Here is an 18,986-nt window from a genome sequence, read left to right as displayed (position 1 = left end):
AAAAGCTTTGTATATCGCTGTAAATCATGATTAAGATTACAATTCTGAAAGCAATTCACAACGGGTAACATTCGTAGGCAAGTACGATCGATACCGTAAATCATAATTATACATACAATGTTAATTAAAATTAATTATAAAGTAAATAAGAATTTGTAATTATTTCTTATCTTAGTATAAATTAAGTCAAATAAAATGTGACCTATTCGGTTACCTCTAATTTACGAATAGACTTAAAATACTGAAATCACTAAGACTGCTGAAGTGTATTCTAGTTCTCTCATCCCGACTTTTAATTTCTATTTTTTCACCTCAACTTTATTCGCTTCAAGAAAATGCAATCACTGGATTTCTTTCAATCTTCTTATTTAAAATAAATAACGTATACTTATATAAAAATTATATATTTACGTCTTATCTTACCTAACTATATTTTTATTAATTATATAATCTTTCCGTAAAAAATGATCATCTTTGGTACTAGAGCAGCACATATTAAAATCTGTTCTTTCTAAGCAAGCGGTATGTCCAAATTGTAATGAAAAAGGTTCTATTATAATTAGTGTTTTTAGAAAGCACGCTCATATTTTTTGGATTCCTATGTTTCCTATTGGTAAAAGAGGTATTTCTCAATGTCAAAATTGTAAAAATGTATTATCGACTAAAGAAATGCCTAATTCTATATGAAATGAGTATATAAAGCTTAAAGATGAAAACAAAGGCCCCTTATGGCAGTTTTCTGGTCTGGCATTATTTGCAATCTTAATTAGCTGGGCATTTTACCAAAGTGGTGAAAATGAAAAATTAGAGCAACAATACTTATCATCTCCCAAAAGTGGAGATGTATATGAATATAAAATTGAAGGCGGGTTCTATTCTACTCTAAAAGTAATCGAAGTAAATAATGATAGTTTGCTCGTAGTTCCTAATGACTATGAAATTGATAAAATGAGTAAACTCTATAAAATTCATAAAGACGAAAATTATTCTGAAGAATTTTCTTTTAAAATAGATAAAAAAGAAATCGAAACAATGTATAATTCAGGAGAGATCTTTGATATTAACAGGTAATTTGAGAAGTCCTAATAACAAAAAAACTACTCCATAAAGAGTAGCTTTTTTGTTATAATTAAAATCTATTTCAACCTTATGCAGAAACTTCTTCTTCACTTTCTACAGTTGCTAAGTAACGTTCTGCATCTAAAGCAGCCATACAACCTGTTCCGGCGGCAGTAACGGCTTGTCTGTATTCTTTACCAAATACCTTTAGGTAAATCGGTAATATTGACGTCTTGTTTTTTCTTCTAACTTTAAAGCTATAAAAACAGTTGATCATGATTATTAAAATAGTTAGAGAAGATCATTCAACACACAACAAATCTTCCCACTGCGTCGTATACCTCGGACTCCGTTCATTTTTGATCAATTCCCATTGTTTCACTTTTCTAGCATCCATTAAAGCCGGCGCTAAAGTGGTTTTCCCGAATTTCTGATTAATACGATCGAAAGCTTCCATAAGGCCGACCTTTTCATCGGTGGCCGCAAATAAATTGGTTTGTACATATTCTTTCGGTACAATTCCGCTTAAACAAACGCCCACTTTTTTATAACGATAACCCGGTTTAAAGATTTTATGCAATGCTTTTTTTCCTTCCGCATTTAAAATAAACGTATTGTTGGTCGGTACTTCTAAAGTTACTGTAATGCTTTTGTAGTATTGCTTATCACGTTCGCTATGGTAATTGGTCTGTAAGAAGATTTGTAGATAGTTAGCACAACAATTTTGGTTACGCAAAACTTCACTTACCTCATTAATATAATACGAACAAGCTTCTTCAATCAGCGCTAGCTTTTCCAGCTTTTTACCAAAAGATTTGGCGGTTCCGATCGCTTTTTTAGGTTTGGGAGCTCGTTCTAAAGGCAAACAACTTTCGCCTTGCAACTCTCGCCACGTACGTTCACCTACTACCGTCATATGTTTTCGTACCCAACTTAAAGGCAATTGCGTAAAATCGAAAGCAGAATTTCTTCCCGTTTCTTGGATGCGCTGCGCGTGCTTTCTGCCAATACCCCAAACATCTTTAATTTTTGCCCAATGCAAAGTGTCAACACGTTTTTCTTCAGAATCAATTACAAATACGTGATCGTTTCCGGCCTCTTTTTTAGCACGTCGATTGGCTAATTTTGCCAAAACTTTTGTCGGTGCAATTCCAACACCAACCGGCAAACCGGTATAACGTTGAATACGTTCTTTAATCGCAATACCGTAAGCTCGCAAATCTTGATGTTGCATTCCCGTAAGATCGATAAACGACTCATCAATGCTGTAAATTTCTACTAGAGGTGAAAATTCTTCCAGAATCCGCATCACCCGATCAGACATTTCTCCGTACAAAGTATAATTAGAAGAAAAAAAGGTCACCCCATTTTTAATCAACTGATCTTTAATTTTAAATACCGGCTCAAACATCGGGATATGGCTTAAAGCTTTCGCTTCACTATTGGCGGCGATCACACAACCATCGTTATTGCTCAGCACCACCACAGGTTTCCCTTTCAGATCTGGGCGAAAAACCTGCTCGCAAGAAGCATAAAAACTATTACAATCGATCAACGCAATCATAACGAATGTATCACATAAGTAATTACGCCCCAAAGTTCAAAAGCGTCAGAATTCATTTTTTCTTTTTCTTGAGGAGTTGGGAATTTCATCACTTCAAAAGCACCATCCTTCACCACCAAAGCAATCTTCCCTCGTACAAATTCTAACGAACGGTCGATAATCAACACATCGTTTTTTAAAATTCCTAAATCTTCCCAAGCGCTTCCGCCAATACGCACAAAAAATGTCGCTTCTTTGTTCTTTACCAATACTTCAGACAAATCGATCGTTCGCTCTAAATAATGCGTCGCCGGACTCGGAAAACCGGTTTGCATCGATACTTCTGCCCGATGTTTAGGTTTCGCTCGTTTAATCTTTCCAAATTCTGTCACTTCCATAATTCAAAATTAGGAAATATTCCTTTCGATAGGAAAATTTCCAATGTTAAAGTTTAAATTTTATTTTCTATCTTTGTCATAATGAAAGTTTTCCATCAAATAGCAGCTATTCTTATGGCATTTTTAGTGCTGTTCTCTACTTCGGCCTTTGCCGTAAGTATGCACTATTGCGGGAAAACCTTGGTCGACTATTCATTTGCACAACAAGCAAAATCTTGCGGAATGGCGATGGAAGCCACCCAAACTCCAAAAGAAACGCCCGCTACGTGTAGCATTCAGAAAAAAGGTTGCTGCACCAACAAAAAGATCACAAAGCAACAAGACGACGTTAAAAACAATTCGAAATTGCAATTAGACCAACAGGTTTTTGTAGCCAGTTTGGTGTATACTTATATTCAACTTTTTGAGGTAAAGAAAACGCAGCACATTCCTCACCGAAACTATTCTCCTCCGCTGCTCGTCTACGACCTACTCGTGTTAGACGAAACTTTTTTAATTTAAAATTTTAATCTGGGCGCAACCCTATCGGGTCGGGCTATCCGTTATATCTTTTTCAACTTCCTGCGCAGGCAGGAATCTAAAAAAGGATGCCACTCCTATCCCTTGCGCAAACCAAATCCTTCTTTCAAAATACCGTTAAGCTATAAGATTCTCCACTTTTAAAGTGAGATGACAACGACAAAGGAGGATTTTTCAATTTCAGTTTCAATTTTATCATTTAAATCACTAAAAATTATGCTGAACAAAGGCATTAAATTTTTAATCGAAAATAAGATCGTTGCTGGGCTCCTACTTGTACTTCTTGTAGGTTGGGGACTCACCAATTCTCCGTTTAATTGGGATCTAGGTATTTTACCCAACAATCCCGTAGCGGTCGATGCTATCCCGAATATTGGCGAAAATCAACAAATCGTTTTTACCAAATGGGAAGGTCGCTCACCGCAAGATATCGAAGATCAAATCACCTATCCGCTTACGACTTCATTATTAGGTATTCCCGGAGTAAAAACCATTCGAAGTTCTTCGATGTTTGGGTTCTCTAGTATTTATATCATTTTTGAAGAAGACATCGAGTTCTATTGGAGCCGTAGCCGAATTCTCGAAAAACTCAACTCACTACCGGCAAATTTACTTCCGCAGGGCGTCAATCCTAGTTTAGGACCCGATGCTACGGGACTCGGACAAATATTTTGGTACACGCTCGAAGGTCGCGACCAAAACGGAAACGTGACCGGCGGTTGGGATTTGCAAGAGCTGCGAAGCATTCAAGATTATTACGTAAAATATGCGCTTTCAGGAGCAAGTGGTGTTTCAGAAGTTGCTTCTATTGGTGGCTACGTTCAAGAATATCAGATCGATGTAAATCCTGAAAAAATGCGCCAATATAATATCGGTTTGCAACAAATCGTAAAAGCAGTAAAAGAAAGTAACCGCGATATTGGCGCCCAAACCCTAGAAATAAACCAAGCTGAATATTTAGTACGTGGTTTAGGTTATGTAAAGTCGATTGAAGACCTAAAAAATACGGTGGTAAGTGCTAAAGATTACACTTCGCTCCGCATTAAAGATATTGCCAACGTACACTTAGGTCCCGAAACCCGCCGCGGAATTCTCGATAAAGAAGGTGCAGAAGTGGTTGGTGGCGTTGTGGTTGCCCGACACAGAGCTAACCCAATGGAAGTAATTACTAATGTAAAAGCGCAAATTGAAAAAATTAAAGGTGGTTTACCTTCTAAAGAGTTAAAAGATGGTAGAACCTCGCAACTTACGGTGGTTCCGTTTTACGATCGCACACAATTAATACAGGAAACTTTAGGAACGCTCAACGAAGCTTTATTAATGGAAATTCTCATTACTGTTTTGGTCATTATCATTATGGTTTATAATCTTAGAGCTTCCTTATTAATTTCTGGTTTGCTTCCTGTTGCGGTGTTAATGGTTTTTATTGCGATGAAGTTTTTCAACGTGACGGCGAATATCGTTGCCCTTTCAGGAATTGCAATCGCTATTGGAACCATGGTCGATATGGGTGTGATTCTCTCTGAAAATATTATTCGACATCTTGAAAAAGCCAAAGAAAAATTTAACATCAACGCTATTGTTTACCAAGCGACTTCAGAAGTTTCCGGAGCTATTTTAACTGCCGTTTTAACAACGATCATCAGTTTTATTCCCGTGTTCACGATGACGGGAGCTGAAGGAAAACTCTTTCGTCCGTTGGCATTTACCAAAACGATGGCTTTGGTGGCTTCACTAATCGTGGCGCTTTTTCTTATTCCGCCATTTGCAGCGATATTATTCAAGAAAAGAAATCGTAGAAAAAAAGCTGGTTTCATCATCAACATAGCGATGATTATTCTAGGGATTGCAGCAATGATTTTCGGTTATCTGTTAGGAATTATTTTAATTACTTTTGGAATCGTTCAATTACTTCAGCAGAAAAATATCCTTTCCGCAGCCAAAGCGAATTTGATCAATATTGTTATTTCAGCTTTAGTGATCGTTTATTTTCTGGCAACCTATTGGCGACCATTGGGAATCACGCAAAATATTGCACTCAACTTCATTTTTGTAGCGTTAATTGTCTTCTTAATTTTAGGTGGTTTTACCCTTTTCAGAAACTATTACACGAGAATCTTACGGTGGACGCTTCAACACAAATTGCTCTTTTTAAGTATTCCGACAGCGATCGTAATTTTTGGCTTTTCATTATGAAAAATACCGGTAAAGAATTTATGCCGTCACTTAATGAAGGTTCGTTTTTATTGATGCCAACTTCGCTCCCACACGCCGGCGTTGAAGAAAATAAACGTATTTTACAACAACTGGATATGGCAGTGGCCAGCATTCCTGAAATTGAAACAGTCGTGGGAAAAGCAGGAAGAACCGAATCGGCTCTCGATCCCGCGCCACTTTCGATGTACGAAAATATCATTCAGTATAAACCGGAATACGCTTTAAATACAGAAGGCGAAAAACAGCGATTCAAAGTAAATGAAGATGGCTATTTTATGCTGAAAGATGGAAGTTTAGTTGAAAATACCAACGATGTCAGTTCAAATAAAGATGAGAATTCTTCTAAATCTTCTGAAGACATCTCGACTTCGCTCGATGTAGCAACTTCTCAACTTATTCCTGATGAAGACGGAGAATATTATCAAAATTGGAGACCAGAAATTAATTCTTCCGACGATATTTGGAACGAGATCGTGCGTGTCACCAAACTACCGGGAATCACCTCAGCACCAAAACTACAGCCTATCGAAACGCGATTGGTGATGCTACAAACAGGAATGCGCGCGCCGATGGGAATTAAAGTGCAAGGTCAAGACCTAGAAGAAATCGAAGCGTTTGGACTCAAGCTTGAAAACAGTTTAAAGCAAGTAAGCGGAGTTAAAGATGAAGCGGTTTTTGCCGATAGAATTGTGGGGAAACCTTATTTGTTGATCGATATTAAACGTGACCAATTGGTTCGCTACGGAATTAACATTAACGACGTGCAACAAGTTTTAGAGGTTGCAGTCGGCGGAATGCAACTTTCGCAAACCGTAGAAGGTCGTGAGCGTTACGGGATTCGAGTTCGCTATCCTAGAGAATTGCGTGACAGTCCGGAAGATTTAAAAAACATTTACATTCCGGTGGCCAATGGTAAACCCATTCCGTTGAGTGAGGTGGCAGAAATTAAGTATGAAAAAGGTCCGCAAGCCATTAAAAGTGAAGATACCTTTTTAGTAGGTTATGTGCTTTTTGATAAGCAAGATGGTTTTGCTGAAGTCGATGTGGTTGAAAATGCACAACAAATGATTCAGCAACAAATAAGAAAAGGAAGTTTAAAAGTACCTAGCGGAATTAATTTTGAATTCACCGGAAATTATGAAAATCAACTAAGAGCCGAGAAAACTTTATCGATCGTGGTTCCGCTTTCGTTGTTCATCATTTTTATGATTTTGTACTTTCAGTTTAAATCGGCCACCACTTCGTTGATGGTCTTTAGCGGAATTGCAGTAGCTTTCGCCGGGGGATTTGTGATGATATGGTTGTACGGTCAAGATTGGTTTTTAAACTTTAATTTTTTTGGTGAAAATCTGCGAGATCTATTCAACATTAAAACCGTGAATTTAAGTGTTGCTGTTTGGGTTGGTTTTATTGCGCTCTTTGGAATTGCGACCGACGATGGTGTGGTAATGGCCACTTACCTCACGCAAACCTTCAGAAAAAATAAACCTGAGAATAAAGAGCAAGTACGTAAATCGGTGATCGAAGCGGGCGAAAAAAGAATTCGACCTTGTTTAATGACCACGGCAACGACACTTTTAGCTTTATTACCTATTTTAACTTCTTCGGGCAGAGGAAGCGATATTATGATCCCGATGGCGATCCCAAGCTTCGGTGGAATGCTCGTCGCATTAATTACTTTATTTGTAGTGCCGGTATTGTTTAGCTGGCGAGAAGAGAGAAAAGTTAGAAGTTAGAAGTTAGAAGTTAGAAGTTAGAAGTTAGAAGTTAGAAGTTAGAAGTTAGAAGTTAGAAGTTAGAAGTTAGAAAATTATAGAAACGATAATGAAAAATAGAATTCAACATAAAATTTTCACTTTAAATAACGTTATACTGAACGCGTTTCACAACTTCAAAACTATGAAAATTCAACATTTTCAAAGAGTGATTTGCATATTTGTCCTACTCTTTTTTGGGTGGAATGCCAATGCGCAGTTGTTAGAAAATTATATTCAGCAAGCGACAGAAAATAGTCCGCAGGTAGAAGCTATAGAATTGCAATACGAAGTAGCCAAAGAAAAAGTAAATGCCGCCAATACGCTACCCAATACAGAAATTGGCGCCGGTTATTTTGTAAGCGAACCCGAAACGCGAACCGGAGCGCAAAAAGCAAAAATTTCTGTTCGGCAAATGATGCCTTGGTTTGGTACCATCACGGCACGAGAAAATTACAGTTCTTCACTCGCAGATGCGGCTTATGTAGATATCGTGATCGCTAAACGCCAACTCGCGATGCAAGTGACGCAAACCTATTATCAACTTTATGCGCTAAAAACCAAGCAGGAAATTCTTCAGCAAAATTTAGAACTTCTCAACACTTATGAAGATTTAGCTTTAAATGCGGTAGAAGTTGATAAAGCCTCATCGGTCGATGTGTTGAAATTGCAAATTCGACAGAATGAAATTAGTGAACAGCGTGAATTGTTAATGGGTGACGAATTAGCGATGGAAAGTAAATTCAACAACCTACTCCATCAAGAAGAGCAACCGATTATGGTAGAAGATTCGATCACGATTCCGGCAGAAGAACCTATGCTCACACTCGAAGACCTAGAATTGCATCCGGAGTTAGAGAAATACGATCAATTATTTCTTTCGATCAAAAAATCTACTGTACTTAATCAAGCAGAAGCTTTACCAAGCGTAGGGATCGGACTAGATTATATAGCAGTAGAAGAACGCCCGAATATGAACTTCAGTGATAATGGTAAAGATATTTTTATGCCGATGCTTTCGGTTTCCATTCCCATTTTCAACAATAAATATAAATCGGTCGAGCGTCAATTAGACATTCAGCAAAACGAACTCAAAGCACAAAAAGAAAATCGAAAAAACGAGTTAGATTCTCGCTTAAAAGAAGCACTTCAGCAACGAATTTCAGCCAGAATAAGTTATCAAACTCAACAAAAAAATATCGAACAGGCAAAAGATGCCGAAGAGATTTTATTAAAACAATACGAAACCGATCAATTAGATTTTCAGGACGTATTAGACATTCAAGAATTACAACTTAAGTTTCAACTTAAACAAGTTGAAGCCATTAAAAACTATTATTTACAAACTGCAATTATTAATTATTTAAGTAACTAAATTATGAAACGTACAATTTTATGTGTAAGCCTTTTGGCATTAAGCTTAACGGCTTGTAAAAACGATGCAAAATCTAACGAAGAAGCAACTGCCGAAGAAAGAACCGAACAGACAAAAGAAGCAAATACCGAAGATTTGCCACTGGCATTTAATTCTGATGAGCAATACCAAATCGCTCGTTTATACCTAGATCTAAAAGACAAATTGGTACAAGAAGACAGCTACGGAGCCAAAAAAATTGCTGAAATTATGATGAAAAAATTCAGTGATGAAGAAAAGAAAAATAAGGCTGAAGAAATTGCTAATAACGAAGACAATATCGAAAACCAGCGTAATGCTTTCTTTCAACTTTCTCAAATGTTAGAACCTACTTTTGCTGAAACGATTACCAGCGGCAAATTATACCAACAGCATTGCCCAATGGCTTTTGACGGTAAAGGCGCTTTTTGGTTTTCTACAGAAGAAGAAATTATGAATCCGTATTTCGGAGATAAAATGTTGCATTGCGGAAAAGTTGAAGGAATCATAAAGTAATTTTAAAACTTTTTGTTGACCATTTTGCCTGCGTAACTTGAATTTAAACCAAAAATGTAATGATGAATAAATTTTTAGAACAATGGGGTGAAGCTGCCAATACCACACTCGGTTTCTTTTGGATGGCCGTTTGGGCATTTGCATTAGGTTACCTCATTAGCAGTATGATTCAGGTTTTTGTGACTGAAAAAAAGATGCAAAACGCAATGGGCAAAGATCAACGAAAAGCAGTTTTACTAGGTACCTTTTTTGGGTTCATTAGTAGCTCGTGTAGTTTTGCTGCATTAGCCTCTACCAAATCGCTCTTTAAAAAAGGTGCTAGTTTTGTGGCTTCGATCGCTTTTTTACTGGCATCGACCAATTTGGTGATCGAGCTTGGGATCATCATTTCCATCTTTTTAGGTTGGCAATTTGTAGTGGGCGAATATGTAGGCGGAATTTTACTTATTCTTATTTCGTGGTTACTAATTCGACTCATTAATCCGAAAAAGCTGATTCAAAAAGCCCGAAAAAATCTTTCTGAAAAAGATGAGGATGACGACGATTCTTCAAAATCTTGGAAGAAGAAAATTAAATCTGAAGAAAGCTGGGCCAAAGTTGCCAAACAATACGGAATGGAATGGAAAATGGTCTGGAAAGATGTGACCGTTGGTTTTACCATCGCCGGTATTGTTGCAGCTTTTGTGCCCGATTCTTTCTTCGAAACACTATTTATCAATACCGGTGACGGAAATACTGACTTTGGCTTTTTTACCATTTTAGAACACATTATCGTGGGTCCGGTTACCGCTTTTCTCACGTTTATTGGTTCGATGGGTAATATTCCGTTAGCTGCATTGCTTTTTGGCAAAGGCGTAAGTTTTGCCGGAGTAATGGCGTTTATTTTTAGCGATTTGGTGGTTTTTCCCGTGTTAAGAATTAACGCCAAATATTACGGTTGGAAAATGTCGCTTTTCATCTTGTTCTTACTATTTACCGCTTTGGTGGGCACTTCGCTAGCCTTGCATTACGGTTTTGAGTTATTCAATATTATTCCCGATGCTTCGCAAGTAAATATTCAGGAGCAAGAATTTTTTAAAATCGATTATACATTTTTCCTCAATTTAGCATTTATCGCCACTTCGGGTTACCTTATTTATCTAGGCTTTTTCAAAAAGAAAGATTTAATGTATATGAAAGAAATGGCGCCTAAAAGCAAACTCTTAGAAAGCGTTTTAAAATACGCAGCTTTGGTTTGCTACGTTTGGTTGGCCGGCGGAATGGTGGTTAAATATTTAATCAACTAATTATAAATGCATTAACAAACGTTTAACGGGTTGTTAAGGGATAGTAGCTCTTATTTTGTTTAATTTCGAATTGAACTAATAAAAAAACTATACCTATGAAAAATGAAAGATTAATCAACGCGCTAACCAACTGTGTAAACCATTGTAATTATTGTGCCGATGCTTGCTTAAGTGAAGATAACGTACAAAAAATGGCCAAATGTATTCAAACCGATAGCGTTTGTGCTGAAGTATGTGAAGCATTAAAAAATGTTTTATTAACGTCTTATGGCGACGTTGACGCTCTTGTAAAATACTGTTTAAAAGTTTGTAAGGCCTGTGCCGAAGAATGTGGAAAGCATGAAGCAGACCACTGTAAAAAATGCGCAGAAGCCTGTAATAACTGTGCTAAAGAATGTGAAAGTTATTTAGCATAATATCACAGTTGAAATAACGCTTTACAAACCCGGAATTAATTTTCCGGGTTTATTTTTTAATATGAAAAAAGAATTCTACATCAAAAATATGGTTTGCGACCGTTGCAAAATGGTGGTACAACAAATTGCTGAAGGTGTTCAGGCAACAACAGAAGAGCTTCAATTAGGAAAAGTTGTACTGAATATTCCTCAAAATTTTGATGAGAAAAAATTCAGTAAAGCCTTACAAAAAAATGGTTTTGAGTTAATGCAACATCCCGAAATTCAACTTACCGAGGCGATTAAAGTTGAATTAATTCATCTTATAGAAAACAACAATTCTGAAGAAAATAGTTCGAGCTATTTAGCCAATCGACTTCATAAAGATTACAGTTTATTGAGCAAGACTTTCAAAAAAATTGAAGGACAAACCATTGAAAAATTCTTTATCAAACTCAAAATCGAAAAAGTAAAAGAATTCATACAGATGAATAAACTTTCGTTTTCAGAAATCGCTTATCAACTCAATTACAATTCTATTAATCATCTTTCTAATCAGTTTAAAAATCTAACGGGAATGACGATGAGCGAATACAAAAACAGTCAGGATTGGAACCGAATTCCACTCGATAAAATTGTGTAAATTCTATCGGTAATTCTGTAAATCGAAACGCAAAAAACGCTTTAATTTTGGTAGATAAAGTATAAAAAAATGAAACACACTTATCATATAAACGGGATGTCTTGCTCGGGTTGCCAAAACCACGTGCAACAAACCTTAGCCAAAGTTAGCGGAGTTAAAAATGTTGAAGTCGATCTGGCAAATTCGAAAGCTGAAATTGAAATGGAACAGCACATTTCGCTTGAGACATTTCAAGAAGCTCTCGAAAATGACGGCGGAAACTATTCTATTCATCATCCTCAAGAACATTCCAATACCATGAAACATACGTATCATATTCACGGAATGTCTTGCTCGGGTTGCCAAAACCACGTGCAACAAACCTTAGCCAAAGTTAGCGGAGTTAAAAATGTTGAAGTCGATCTGGCAAATTCGAAAGCTGAAGTTGAAATGGAAAAACACATTCCGCTTGAAACATTTCAAGAAGCTTTAAAAAATGACGGCGGAAGTTATTCTATTCATGCTTCTGAAGAAGAAGTTCAACCACAAGAAAAACAAAAAAAAACGCCTAAAAATGGTACGGGGGTTTATTACTGCCCGATGCATTGCGAAGGCGAAAAAACATACGATCAGCCCGGTGATTGCCCGGTTTGCGGAATGGATTTGGTAGAAGAAGTTTCTACAAAACCAACAGGAACACAATATACTTGCCCAATGCATCCTGAAGTAGTTGAAGATGCGCCCGGTGATTGCCCAAAATGCGGAATGGATCTCGTGCCCAAAGAACCCGATCTTTCTGCAGAAGAAAAAAATTACCGCCAACTACGTAAAAAATTCTGGTTGGCTTTTGCGTTCACCTTGCCGGTATTTATCATTTCGATGTCAGAAATGCTCAACGATAATCCGCTTTATGACATTTTAGCGTTGAAGTATTGGAATTGGATTCAGTTAGGTTTATCGATTCCGGTAGTGTTTTATGCCGCTTGGATGTTTTTTGAACGCGCCTATAAATCTATCAAAACCTGGAACCTCAATATGTTCACGCTTATTGGGATTGGCGCCGGAGTCGCGTGGATTTTTAGTGTCGTCGCTTTGTTGTTCCCTAATCTTTTTCCGCCACAATTTAAAACCGAAAGCGGAACGGTACACGTTTATTTTGAAGCCGCAACGGTGATTCTCACTTTAGTACTATTAGGTCAAGTGATGGAAGCGCGAGCACATAGCAAAACCAATTCTGCCGTAAAAGAGTTGATTAAATTAAGCCCGAATGAAGCCACAAAAGTGGTCGATGGCAAAGAAGAAAAAATTGCGGTCGATCAAATTGAAGTCGGTGATATTTTGCGCGTAAAACCCGGAGAGAAAATTCCGGTAGATGGTATAATTACCGAAGGTTCAAGTTCTATTGACGAATCGATGATCACCGGGGAACCCATTCCTGTAGAAAAAAATAAAGACGACAAAGTAAGTTCTGGAACCATTAATGGGCAACAAAGCTTTTTGATGAAAGCAGAAAAAGTTGGTGACGAAACCTTGCTTTCGCAAATTATCGAAATGGTGAATAAAGCTAGCCGAAGCCAAGCGCCAATTCAGAAATTAGCCGATAAAATTTCTGCTTATTTTGTGCCGATCGTAGTAGGCGTTTCGATCATTACTTTTATCATTTGGGCATTAGTAGGCCCAAGTCCTGCTTATGTGTATGCTTTTGTAAATGCAGTCGCCGTATTAATTATCGCTTGTCCTTGTGCGTTAGGTTTAGCCACGCCAATGTCGGTAATGGTCGGCGTAGGAAAAGGCGCGCAAAATGGAGTGCTTATTAAAAATGCGGAAGCGCTCGAAAAACTCAATAAAATCGATACGCTTATCGTAGATAAAACCGGAACGCTCACTGAAGGTAAACCCCAAGTTGAAAAAATAGGGTTTTCTAAAACTATTTCCGAAGAAAAAGTGCTTCAACTTATCGCTTCATTAAATCAATATAGTGAACATCCGTTAGCAAAAGCCACACTTAACTTTGCGAAAGAGAAAGATATTCAGCTTCAACCCACGCAAGATTTTAAATCAATCACCGGCAAAGGGGTTCAGGGAAAATTAGAAAATGAAACTTATTTCTTAGGAAATAAACGTCTGATGGAAGAAAATTCAATTGATATTGATAAAAATCTTCAGCAAGAAATCCTTCAACAGCAAGAAAAAGGAAAAACCGTTTCTTACCTCGCTAATCAAAACGAAGCTTTAGGTTATGTGGTAATCGGCGATCCCATTAAAAAAAGCGCAAAAAAAGCAATTGCTAAACTTCACGAAAAAGGAATTGAAGTAATGATGCTTACCGGTGATAACGAACAAACCGCTGAAGCAGTTGCCAAAGAAATAGGACTCGATCATTTTAAAGCGAATATGCTTCCCGATGGCAAGCAACAGGAAGTAGAACGTTTACAAAATGAAGGAAAACAAGTTGCCATGGCCGGCGACGGAATTAACGATGCTCCTGCCCTCGCCCAAAGTAATATAGGAATCGCTATGGGAACGGGAACCGATGTTGCGATCGAAAGTGCAGAAGTTACCTTAGTAAAAGGCGATTTACACGGCATTGTAAAAGCGCTCAACCTAAGCGACAAAGTGATGAAAAATATTAAACAAAACCTATTTTTCGCGCTTATTTATAACAGTGTTGGCGTACCGATCGCGGCGGGAATTTTATTTCCGTTTTTCGGGATTTTACTCTCTCCAATGATCGCCGCTTTAGCGATGAGTTTTAGTTCAGTTTCTGTAATTACAAACGCGCTGCGCTTACGAGCGACCAAAATTGATTAACATTTTAACCATATAAAATGAAAAAATACCTGATTTACTTGCTTTTATTGATAGGCGGAATTTTTCTAGGCTATCTGTTTTTTTATTCTTCTTCTGAAGAAAAACAGCAGCACACCCAAACCGAAGAAAACCAAATTTGGACGTGTTCGATGCATCCGCAAGTTGAACGTCAAGAACCCGGCGATTGCCCTATTTGCGGAATGGAACTTATCCCAAAAGAAACTGCCGGAAGTAATTTAGCTGAAAATGAATTTACGATGACGCTCAACGCGATGGCACTTGCTAATATTGAAACGACAATCGTGGGCGAATCTCAAAACGATAACGGCAGTTTACAACTTTCTGGAGAAATTACCGCAAATGAAGATGAAACCGCTACGCAACCGGCGCATTTTAATGGAAGAATTGAAAAACTCTACGTAAAATCTTTAGGAGAAAAAGTACAGATGGGGCAAGCGATCGCGAGTATTTATTCGCCAGATCTAGTCGCTGCTCAACAAGAATTGATCAGCGCTTATCAAAAAAGAAAATCGCAACCAAGATTGTATCAAGCGGTACGCAATAAATTTAAGAATTGGCGAATTAGCGAGCAACAATTACAACAAATTGAAGAAACTGGAAAGCCACAAACCAATATCACTATTTATGCCCATGTTTCAGGAATCGTAACTTCTATTGAAGTAAACGAAGGTGCTCATATTATGGATGGCAAACCTATTTTTAAAGTGGCTAATCTCTCTACAGTTTGGGCAGAATTTGATGCGTATGAAAATGAAATTAAAAGTTTAAAGGAAGGTCAAAAAATTAATATCAACACCGAGGCTTATCCTGATAAAAGTTTTGAAGCTGAAATTAATTTTATCGATCCGGTTCTAAATTCTTCCACAAGAACAGTAACGGTTCGCGCGGAGTTAACTAACAAAAACAATCTTCTAAAACCGGGAATGTTTGTGACGGCAAAGGTGAAAAGTGAAAGTAAAAACTCGAAAAGCATTAGTATTCCAAAATCTTCAGTTATGTGGACGGGAGAACGTTCTTTAGTGTATTTAAAAACCAATGATAATCCGCCTACTTTTGAAATGCGCGAGGTGAAACTTGGTGCAGAAAACGGAAATAAATATTCCATTTTAAGCGGTTTACAAAAAGGTGACGAAATCGTGACAAACGGAACTTTTACCGTTGATGCCGCAGCACAATTGCAAGGAAAAAAGTCGATGATGACTTCAGAAAATAATTTGCTTGAGCTTTCAACAGAAATACAAGAACAGTTTAGAGAAGTTATAAAAAATTACCTTCAGCTAAAAAATGATTTGGTGAATGATAATGCGGAAGCTTCAAAAAATTCAGCTCAAAAAGCTTTAACGCAATTGCAAGCTATAACTACTTCCGAAGAAGAAACTTCAGCAAAAATTAATTCTTTAAAAGATGGTTTTTCAAATATTAGCAAGGCTGATCAAATTGAAGTGCAACGTGAGTATTTCATTTCACTTTCAGAAGAAATTATTAGCATTTCTAAACAAATTGAAACTTCACAAAAATTGTTTGTTCAAAAATGCCCAATGGCCAATAACAATCAGGGAGCCAAATGGTTAAGCTTGGAAGAAGAAATTAAAAATCCCTATTACGGTGCTTCAATGTTAGGTTGTGGCAGTGTTATTGATGTAATTAATTAGAATCTCATTAACAGCTTAAACAATATTTTTTTATTAATTTAGTTTAACCTTATAGAAATACCAATAAAAATAATTTGCATGATATAAAGTTACTTTTAAAATTAATGTAACTATAATGAATACTTTACTGGAAAAAACCAAAGAACACTGCCAACAATTACTTTCACAAAGTAGGTGTAGTGAATTGGCTTTTCATAATGGGGAGCACACCAAAGAAGTATTTGCCAGCGCAAAGAAGATTGGTACATACGTTAACTTATCTCAAGAGGAACTTGAAATTGTTCTGCTAGCAGCGTTATTTCACGATACTGGTAATAGTGATTGTTTTAAAGGACATGAGGATATTAGTGCCCGAAAGGCTTCTGATTATCTTACTCAATTAAATTTTGATAAAGAAAAAATTGAACAGGTAGTAAAATGTATTCTAGCTACTAAAATGCCGCAATCGCCTTCCAATCTCTTAGAACAAGTGATTTGCGATGCAGATTTGGCGCATTTAGGTAAAGAAAACTTCATTTCTAAAAACAGGTTACTTCGGGAAGAATGGAGTGAACACTTAAAAATGTGTTTTAGCAATAGAGAATGGGTCAAATTAAATATTGAATTTTTAGAATGTCACCGTTATTTTACTTCCTACGGAAAAAAAGTGCTTCAGCCTCAAAAAGAAATTAACCTTAAAGAATTAAAACAACAATTTTCAGAGCTTTATTAGAAAGTATGTTCTTTATGATTAAAAGGATAACAACTTCATGATGCATATTTTAATCATTGAAGATGAACAAAGTATTATAGATTTTCTTCAACAAGGTTTAGAGGAAGAATCTTATGAAGTTAGTTCATTTACTAAAGGAAAAGAAGGACTTCAACATGCTTTACAACAATCTTTTGATTTAATTATTTTAGATTGGATGTTACCGGAATTACCGGGAATTGAAGTTTGTAAAGAAATTAGAAAACAAGACACCACTACTCCAATTATCTTCTTAACGGCAAAAGATACGATTGAAGAAACCATTGAAGGTTTACAGTCGGGAGCTAACGATTATATTAAAAAACCTTTCCATTTTGCTGAATTATTAGAACGGATTAAAGTTCAGTTACGTTCAAAAACCGATGAAAGTTTTACTTATCAACTAGGAACAATTCAGCTTAACCCTTCTACTCATCAAGTTTTTAAAAATGAAGAAGAAATAAAACTTACCCAAAAAGAATTCGCACTTCTAGAATATCTTTTAAAGCATAAAGAGCAAGTTTGTACCCGTAAAAGAATACTGGAAAACGTTTGGGATATTAATTTTGACTATGATTCTGGAGTAATCGATGTTTTTATAAATGCTTTGAGAAAAAAGCTAAATTTATCGACTGAAGAAAACTATATTCAAACCATACGAGGTGTTGGTTATATGGCCAAAGAAGAATGAAACTTAATTTTAAAACCAGAATTGCACTCAACTATTTTTTTGCTACAGGAATTGTAGTAGCGGTGGTATTCGCAGTAGTTTTCATCTCTTTAAAGGCTACAATCTATGAAAGTTTGGATAGCGACCTTAATTACGAATCTGAAATCCATTTAGAGGAACTCGATTTAGAGAATATGGTCTTTTCTAACCGCGAGGAATGGGAAGAACGCGAACATGAAGAAGTGGAAGTAAATCCGGTATTTGTTCAGATTATCAATTCTGAAGGAAAAATTACCGATAAATCGCCTAACCTCAATGCAGACCGACTTCAATTCTTTCCTGAAAAAGAAGACCACTTGCATTTTAATACCGTATTCAATAATCGCTTAATCCGCCAAGTACAAGAACCTGTAAAAGTGAATGGTAAGCTTAGCGGTTATATTATTACGGCAATGTCTTTTGAAGCTTCTCAAAAAATTATCGACCAACTATGGGTTATACTTCTAATTTCCTATCCAATTATAGTGATTGTCCTCTTTTTTATCTCTAGGTTTTTAGCGGGAAGGAGCATTGCCCCTATTAAAGACATTACCCAGATTACGGAGAGAATCAATCAAAATAACCTACAAGAACGAGTAAACTTACCCGAAAATAAAGATGAATTGTACAAACTTTCGACATCGATTAATTCTCTTTTAAAAAGAATTGAAGAAGCCTTGGAGCGGGAACGTCAATTTACCTCAGATGCTTCTCACGAGTTGCGAACGCCTTTAGCTGCTTTACGCGGAAATTTAGAAGTACTTATTAGAAAAGTGCGAAATCCGGAAGAGTACGAATTAAAAATCAACAATGCTCTAAAAGAAATAGATCGCCTTTCTAAAATGGTAGAGCAACTTTTGTTTCTTGCTCGTTTCGATAAACAAAAAACAACCGCAGAAAAAGCAGATTTAATTATTTTATTAGATGAAGCCTTACAAAGAAACAAGCATCAAATCTCTGCCCGAAATTTAAAAATAGAATTTACCAATCAGTTAGAAAAATCTGCAGAAGTACCTAAATACTACACTTCTATTATAATTGAAAATCTACTTTCAAATGCTATTAAATATTCTTTTAAAGATGAAACGATTAAAATTTCTGTAGAAGAAAAACCTTCTGCGATACAACTTAAAATCACCAATTATGGTGAAGCGATTGCTTTAGAAGATCAAGCCAAGATTTTTAAACCTTTTTACCGAACGCAAAACACAAAAAACCTAAAAATTAACGGGACAGGTTTAGGACTTTCGATCGTAAAAAAAGCCGCAGAAGCAATTAATGCAACAATTGAAATTAAGAGTAAGCCGACACAGGGAACCGGTGTTCTCGTACTAATTAAAAAAGAAGCTTAAAAAATCTTA

The 18,986-nt window shown here is 36.6% G+C and carries 15 protein-coding genes and 2 pseudogenes; 14 read left to right on the top strand and 3 right to left on the bottom strand.

Annotation, left to right across the window (positions count from 1 at the left end; translation table 11 throughout):
• Positions 1 to 474: 474 nt before the first annotated feature.
• Both G551_RS17005 and G551_RS16880 read left to right on the top strand, forming a co-directional pair.
• Positions 475 to 687, top strand: coding sequence for a zinc-ribbon domain-containing protein (locus tag G551_RS17005; RefSeq protein ID WP_156876813.1), 213 nt, complete (start codon positions 475 to 477; stop codon positions 685 to 687).
• A 261-nt stretch (positions 688 to 948) separates the two neighbouring features.
• Positions 949 to 1,071, top strand: a complete 123-nt coding sequence (locus G551_RS16880) for a hypothetical protein (RefSeq protein ID WP_262492874.1) — start codon at positions 949 to 951, stop codon at positions 1,069 to 1,071.
• A gap of 76 nt (positions 1,072 to 1,147) precedes the next feature.
• Here the strand turns inward: G551_RS16880 and G551_RS16610 are convergent.
• The 3 genes and pseudogenes from G551_RS16610 to G551_RS0114905 all read right to left on the bottom strand — a co-directional run.
• Positions 1,148 to 1,255, bottom strand: a pseudogene (locus G551_RS16610) (thioredoxin-disulfide reductase); the annotation flags it as partial.
• Between the two features lie 105 nt (positions 1,256 to 1,360).
• A complete protein-coding gene (locus G551_RS0114910; RefSeq protein WP_027886310.1) occupies positions 1,361 to 2,623 on the bottom strand; it encodes a Y-family DNA polymerase in 1,263 nt (420 codons plus the stop codon).
• Positions 2,620 to 3,000 (bottom strand): S24 family peptidase, encoded by a 381-nt coding sequence (locus tag G551_RS0114905; RefSeq protein ID WP_027886309.1) that lies wholly within the window; start codon positions 2,998 to 3,000, stop codon positions 2,620 to 2,622. The genes G551_RS0114910 and G551_RS0114905 overlap by 4 nt, the downstream gene beginning before the upstream one ends.
• A gap of 81 nt (positions 3,001 to 3,081) precedes the next feature.
• Between G551_RS0114905 and G551_RS0114900 the strand changes: the two genes are divergently transcribed.
• The 12 genes and pseudogenes from G551_RS0114900 to G551_RS0114845 all read left to right on the top strand — a co-directional run bounded on the left by G551_RS0114900 (position 3,082) and on the right by G551_RS0114845 (position 18,977).
• Positions 3,082 to 3,501: an HYC_CC_PP family protein gene (locus G551_RS0114900; protein WP_036244056.1), complete on the top strand. Its 420-nt coding sequence runs from the start codon at positions 3,082 to 3,084 to the stop codon at positions 3,499 to 3,501.
• Between the two features lie 234 nt (positions 3,502 to 3,735).
• Positions 3,736 to 7,472 (top strand): annotated as a pseudogene (locus G551_RS16040) (efflux RND transporter permease subunit).
• A gap of 163 nt (positions 7,473 to 7,635) precedes the next feature.
• Complete coding sequence (locus tag G551_RS0114890; protein WP_027886307.1) at positions 7,636 to 8,865, top strand: TolC family protein; 1,230 nt, start codon at positions 7,636 to 7,638, stop codon at positions 8,863 to 8,865.
• Positions 8,866 to 8,868: 3 nt separating this feature from the next.
• Entirely contained in the window at positions 8,869 to 9,399 is a 531-nt protein-coding gene (locus G551_RS0114885; protein ID WP_027886306.1) for a DUF3347 domain-containing protein, read from the top strand.
• Between the two features lie 62 nt (positions 9,400 to 9,461).
• Complete coding sequence (locus G551_RS0114880) at positions 9,462 to 10,685, top strand: permease (protein ID WP_027886305.1); 1,224 nt, start codon at positions 9,462 to 9,464, stop codon at positions 10,683 to 10,685.
• 95 nt (positions 10,686 to 10,780) lie between these two features.
• A complete protein-coding gene (locus G551_RS0114875) occupies positions 10,781 to 11,101 on the top strand; it encodes a four-helix bundle copper-binding protein (RefSeq protein ID WP_027886304.1) in 321 nt (106 codons plus the stop codon).
• Positions 11,102 to 11,162: 61 nt separating this feature from the next.
• Positions 11,163 to 11,723, top strand: coding sequence for a helix-turn-helix domain-containing protein (locus G551_RS0114870; protein ID WP_027886303.1), 561 nt, complete (start codon positions 11,163 to 11,165; stop codon positions 11,721 to 11,723).
• Between the two features lie 69 nt (positions 11,724 to 11,792).
• Complete coding sequence (locus G551_RS0114865; RefSeq protein ID WP_027886302.1) at positions 11,793 to 14,513, top strand: heavy metal translocating P-type ATPase; 2,721 nt, start codon at positions 11,793 to 11,795, stop codon at positions 14,511 to 14,513.
• 17 nt (positions 14,514 to 14,530) lie between these two features.
• A complete protein-coding gene (locus tag G551_RS0114860; protein WP_027886301.1) occupies positions 14,531 to 16,186 on the top strand; it encodes an efflux RND transporter periplasmic adaptor subunit in 1,656 nt (551 codons plus the stop codon).
• A gap of 115 nt (positions 16,187 to 16,301) precedes the next feature.
• Positions 16,302 to 16,898 (top strand): HD domain-containing protein, encoded by a 597-nt coding sequence (locus tag G551_RS0114855; RefSeq protein ID WP_027886300.1) that lies wholly within the window; start codon positions 16,302 to 16,304, stop codon positions 16,896 to 16,898.
• A 40-nt stretch (positions 16,899 to 16,938) separates the two neighbouring features.
• On the top strand, positions 16,939 to 17,607 hold the full coding sequence (locus G551_RS0114850) for a response regulator transcription factor (protein WP_027886299.1): 669 nt from the start codon (positions 16,939 to 16,941) through the stop codon (positions 17,605 to 17,607).
• Positions 17,604 to 18,977, top strand: coding sequence for a sensor histidine kinase (locus G551_RS0114845; protein WP_027886298.1), 1,374 nt, complete (start codon positions 17,604 to 17,606; stop codon positions 18,975 to 18,977). The genes G551_RS0114850 and G551_RS0114845 overlap by 4 nt, the downstream gene beginning before the upstream one ends.
• The last annotated feature ends 9 nt before the right edge of the window (positions 18,978 to 18,986 follow it).

This window comes from Mesonia mobilis DSM 19841, assembly GCF_000423405.1.
Classification (GTDB): domain Bacteria; phylum Bacteroidota; class Bacteroidia; order Flavobacteriales; family Flavobacteriaceae; genus Mesonia; species Mesonia mobilis.
This window is presented reverse-complemented; position numbering and strand designations above follow the sequence as displayed.

Bases quoted from the DNA above. Each gene is read 5' to 3' on its own strand.
- G551_RS16880 (WP_262492874.1), top strand. From the start codon at position 949: ATGAGTAAACTCTATAAAATTCATAAAGACGAAAATTATTCTGAAGAA.
- G551_RS0114910 (WP_027886310.1), bottom strand. From the start codon at position 2,623: ATGATTGCGTTGATCGATTGTAATAGTTTTTATGCTTCTTGCGAGCAG.
- G551_RS0114905 (WP_027886309.1), bottom strand. From the start codon at position 3,000: ATGGAAGTGACAGAATTTGGAAAGATTAAACGAGCGAAACCTAAACAT.
- G551_RS0114900 (WP_036244056.1), top strand. From the start codon at position 3,082: ATGAAAGTTTTCCATCAAATAGCAGCTATTCTTATGGCATTTTTAGTG.
- G551_RS0114890 (WP_027886307.1), top strand. From the start codon at position 7,636: ATGAAAATTCAACATTTTCAAAGAGTGATTTGCATATTTGTCCTACTC.
- G551_RS0114885 (WP_027886306.1), top strand. From the start codon at position 8,869: ATGAAACGTACAATTTTATGTGTAAGCCTTTTGGCATTAAGCTTAACG.
- G551_RS0114880 (WP_027886305.1), top strand. From the start codon at position 9,462: ATGAATAAATTTTTAGAACAATGGGGTGAAGCTGCCAATACCACACTC.
- G551_RS0114875 (WP_027886304.1), top strand. From the start codon at position 10,781: ATGAAAAATGAAAGATTAATCAACGCGCTAACCAACTGTGTAAACCAT.
- G551_RS0114870 (WP_027886303.1), top strand. From the start codon at position 11,163: ATGAAAAAAGAATTCTACATCAAAAATATGGTTTGCGACCGTTGCAAA.
- G551_RS0114865 (WP_027886302.1), top strand. From the start codon at position 11,793: ATGAAACACACTTATCATATAAACGGGATGTCTTGCTCGGGTTGCCAA.
- G551_RS0114860 (WP_027886301.1), top strand. From the start codon at position 14,531: ATGAAAAAATACCTGATTTACTTGCTTTTATTGATAGGCGGAATTTTT.
- G551_RS0114855 (WP_027886300.1), top strand. From the start codon at position 16,302: ATGAATACTTTACTGGAAAAAACCAAAGAACACTGCCAACAATTACTT.
- G551_RS0114850 (WP_027886299.1), top strand. From the start codon at position 16,939: ATGCATATTTTAATCATTGAAGATGAACAAAGTATTATAGATTTTCTT.
- G551_RS0114845 (WP_027886298.1), top strand. From the start codon at position 17,604: ATGAAACTTAATTTTAAAACCAGAATTGCACTCAACTATTTTTTTGCT.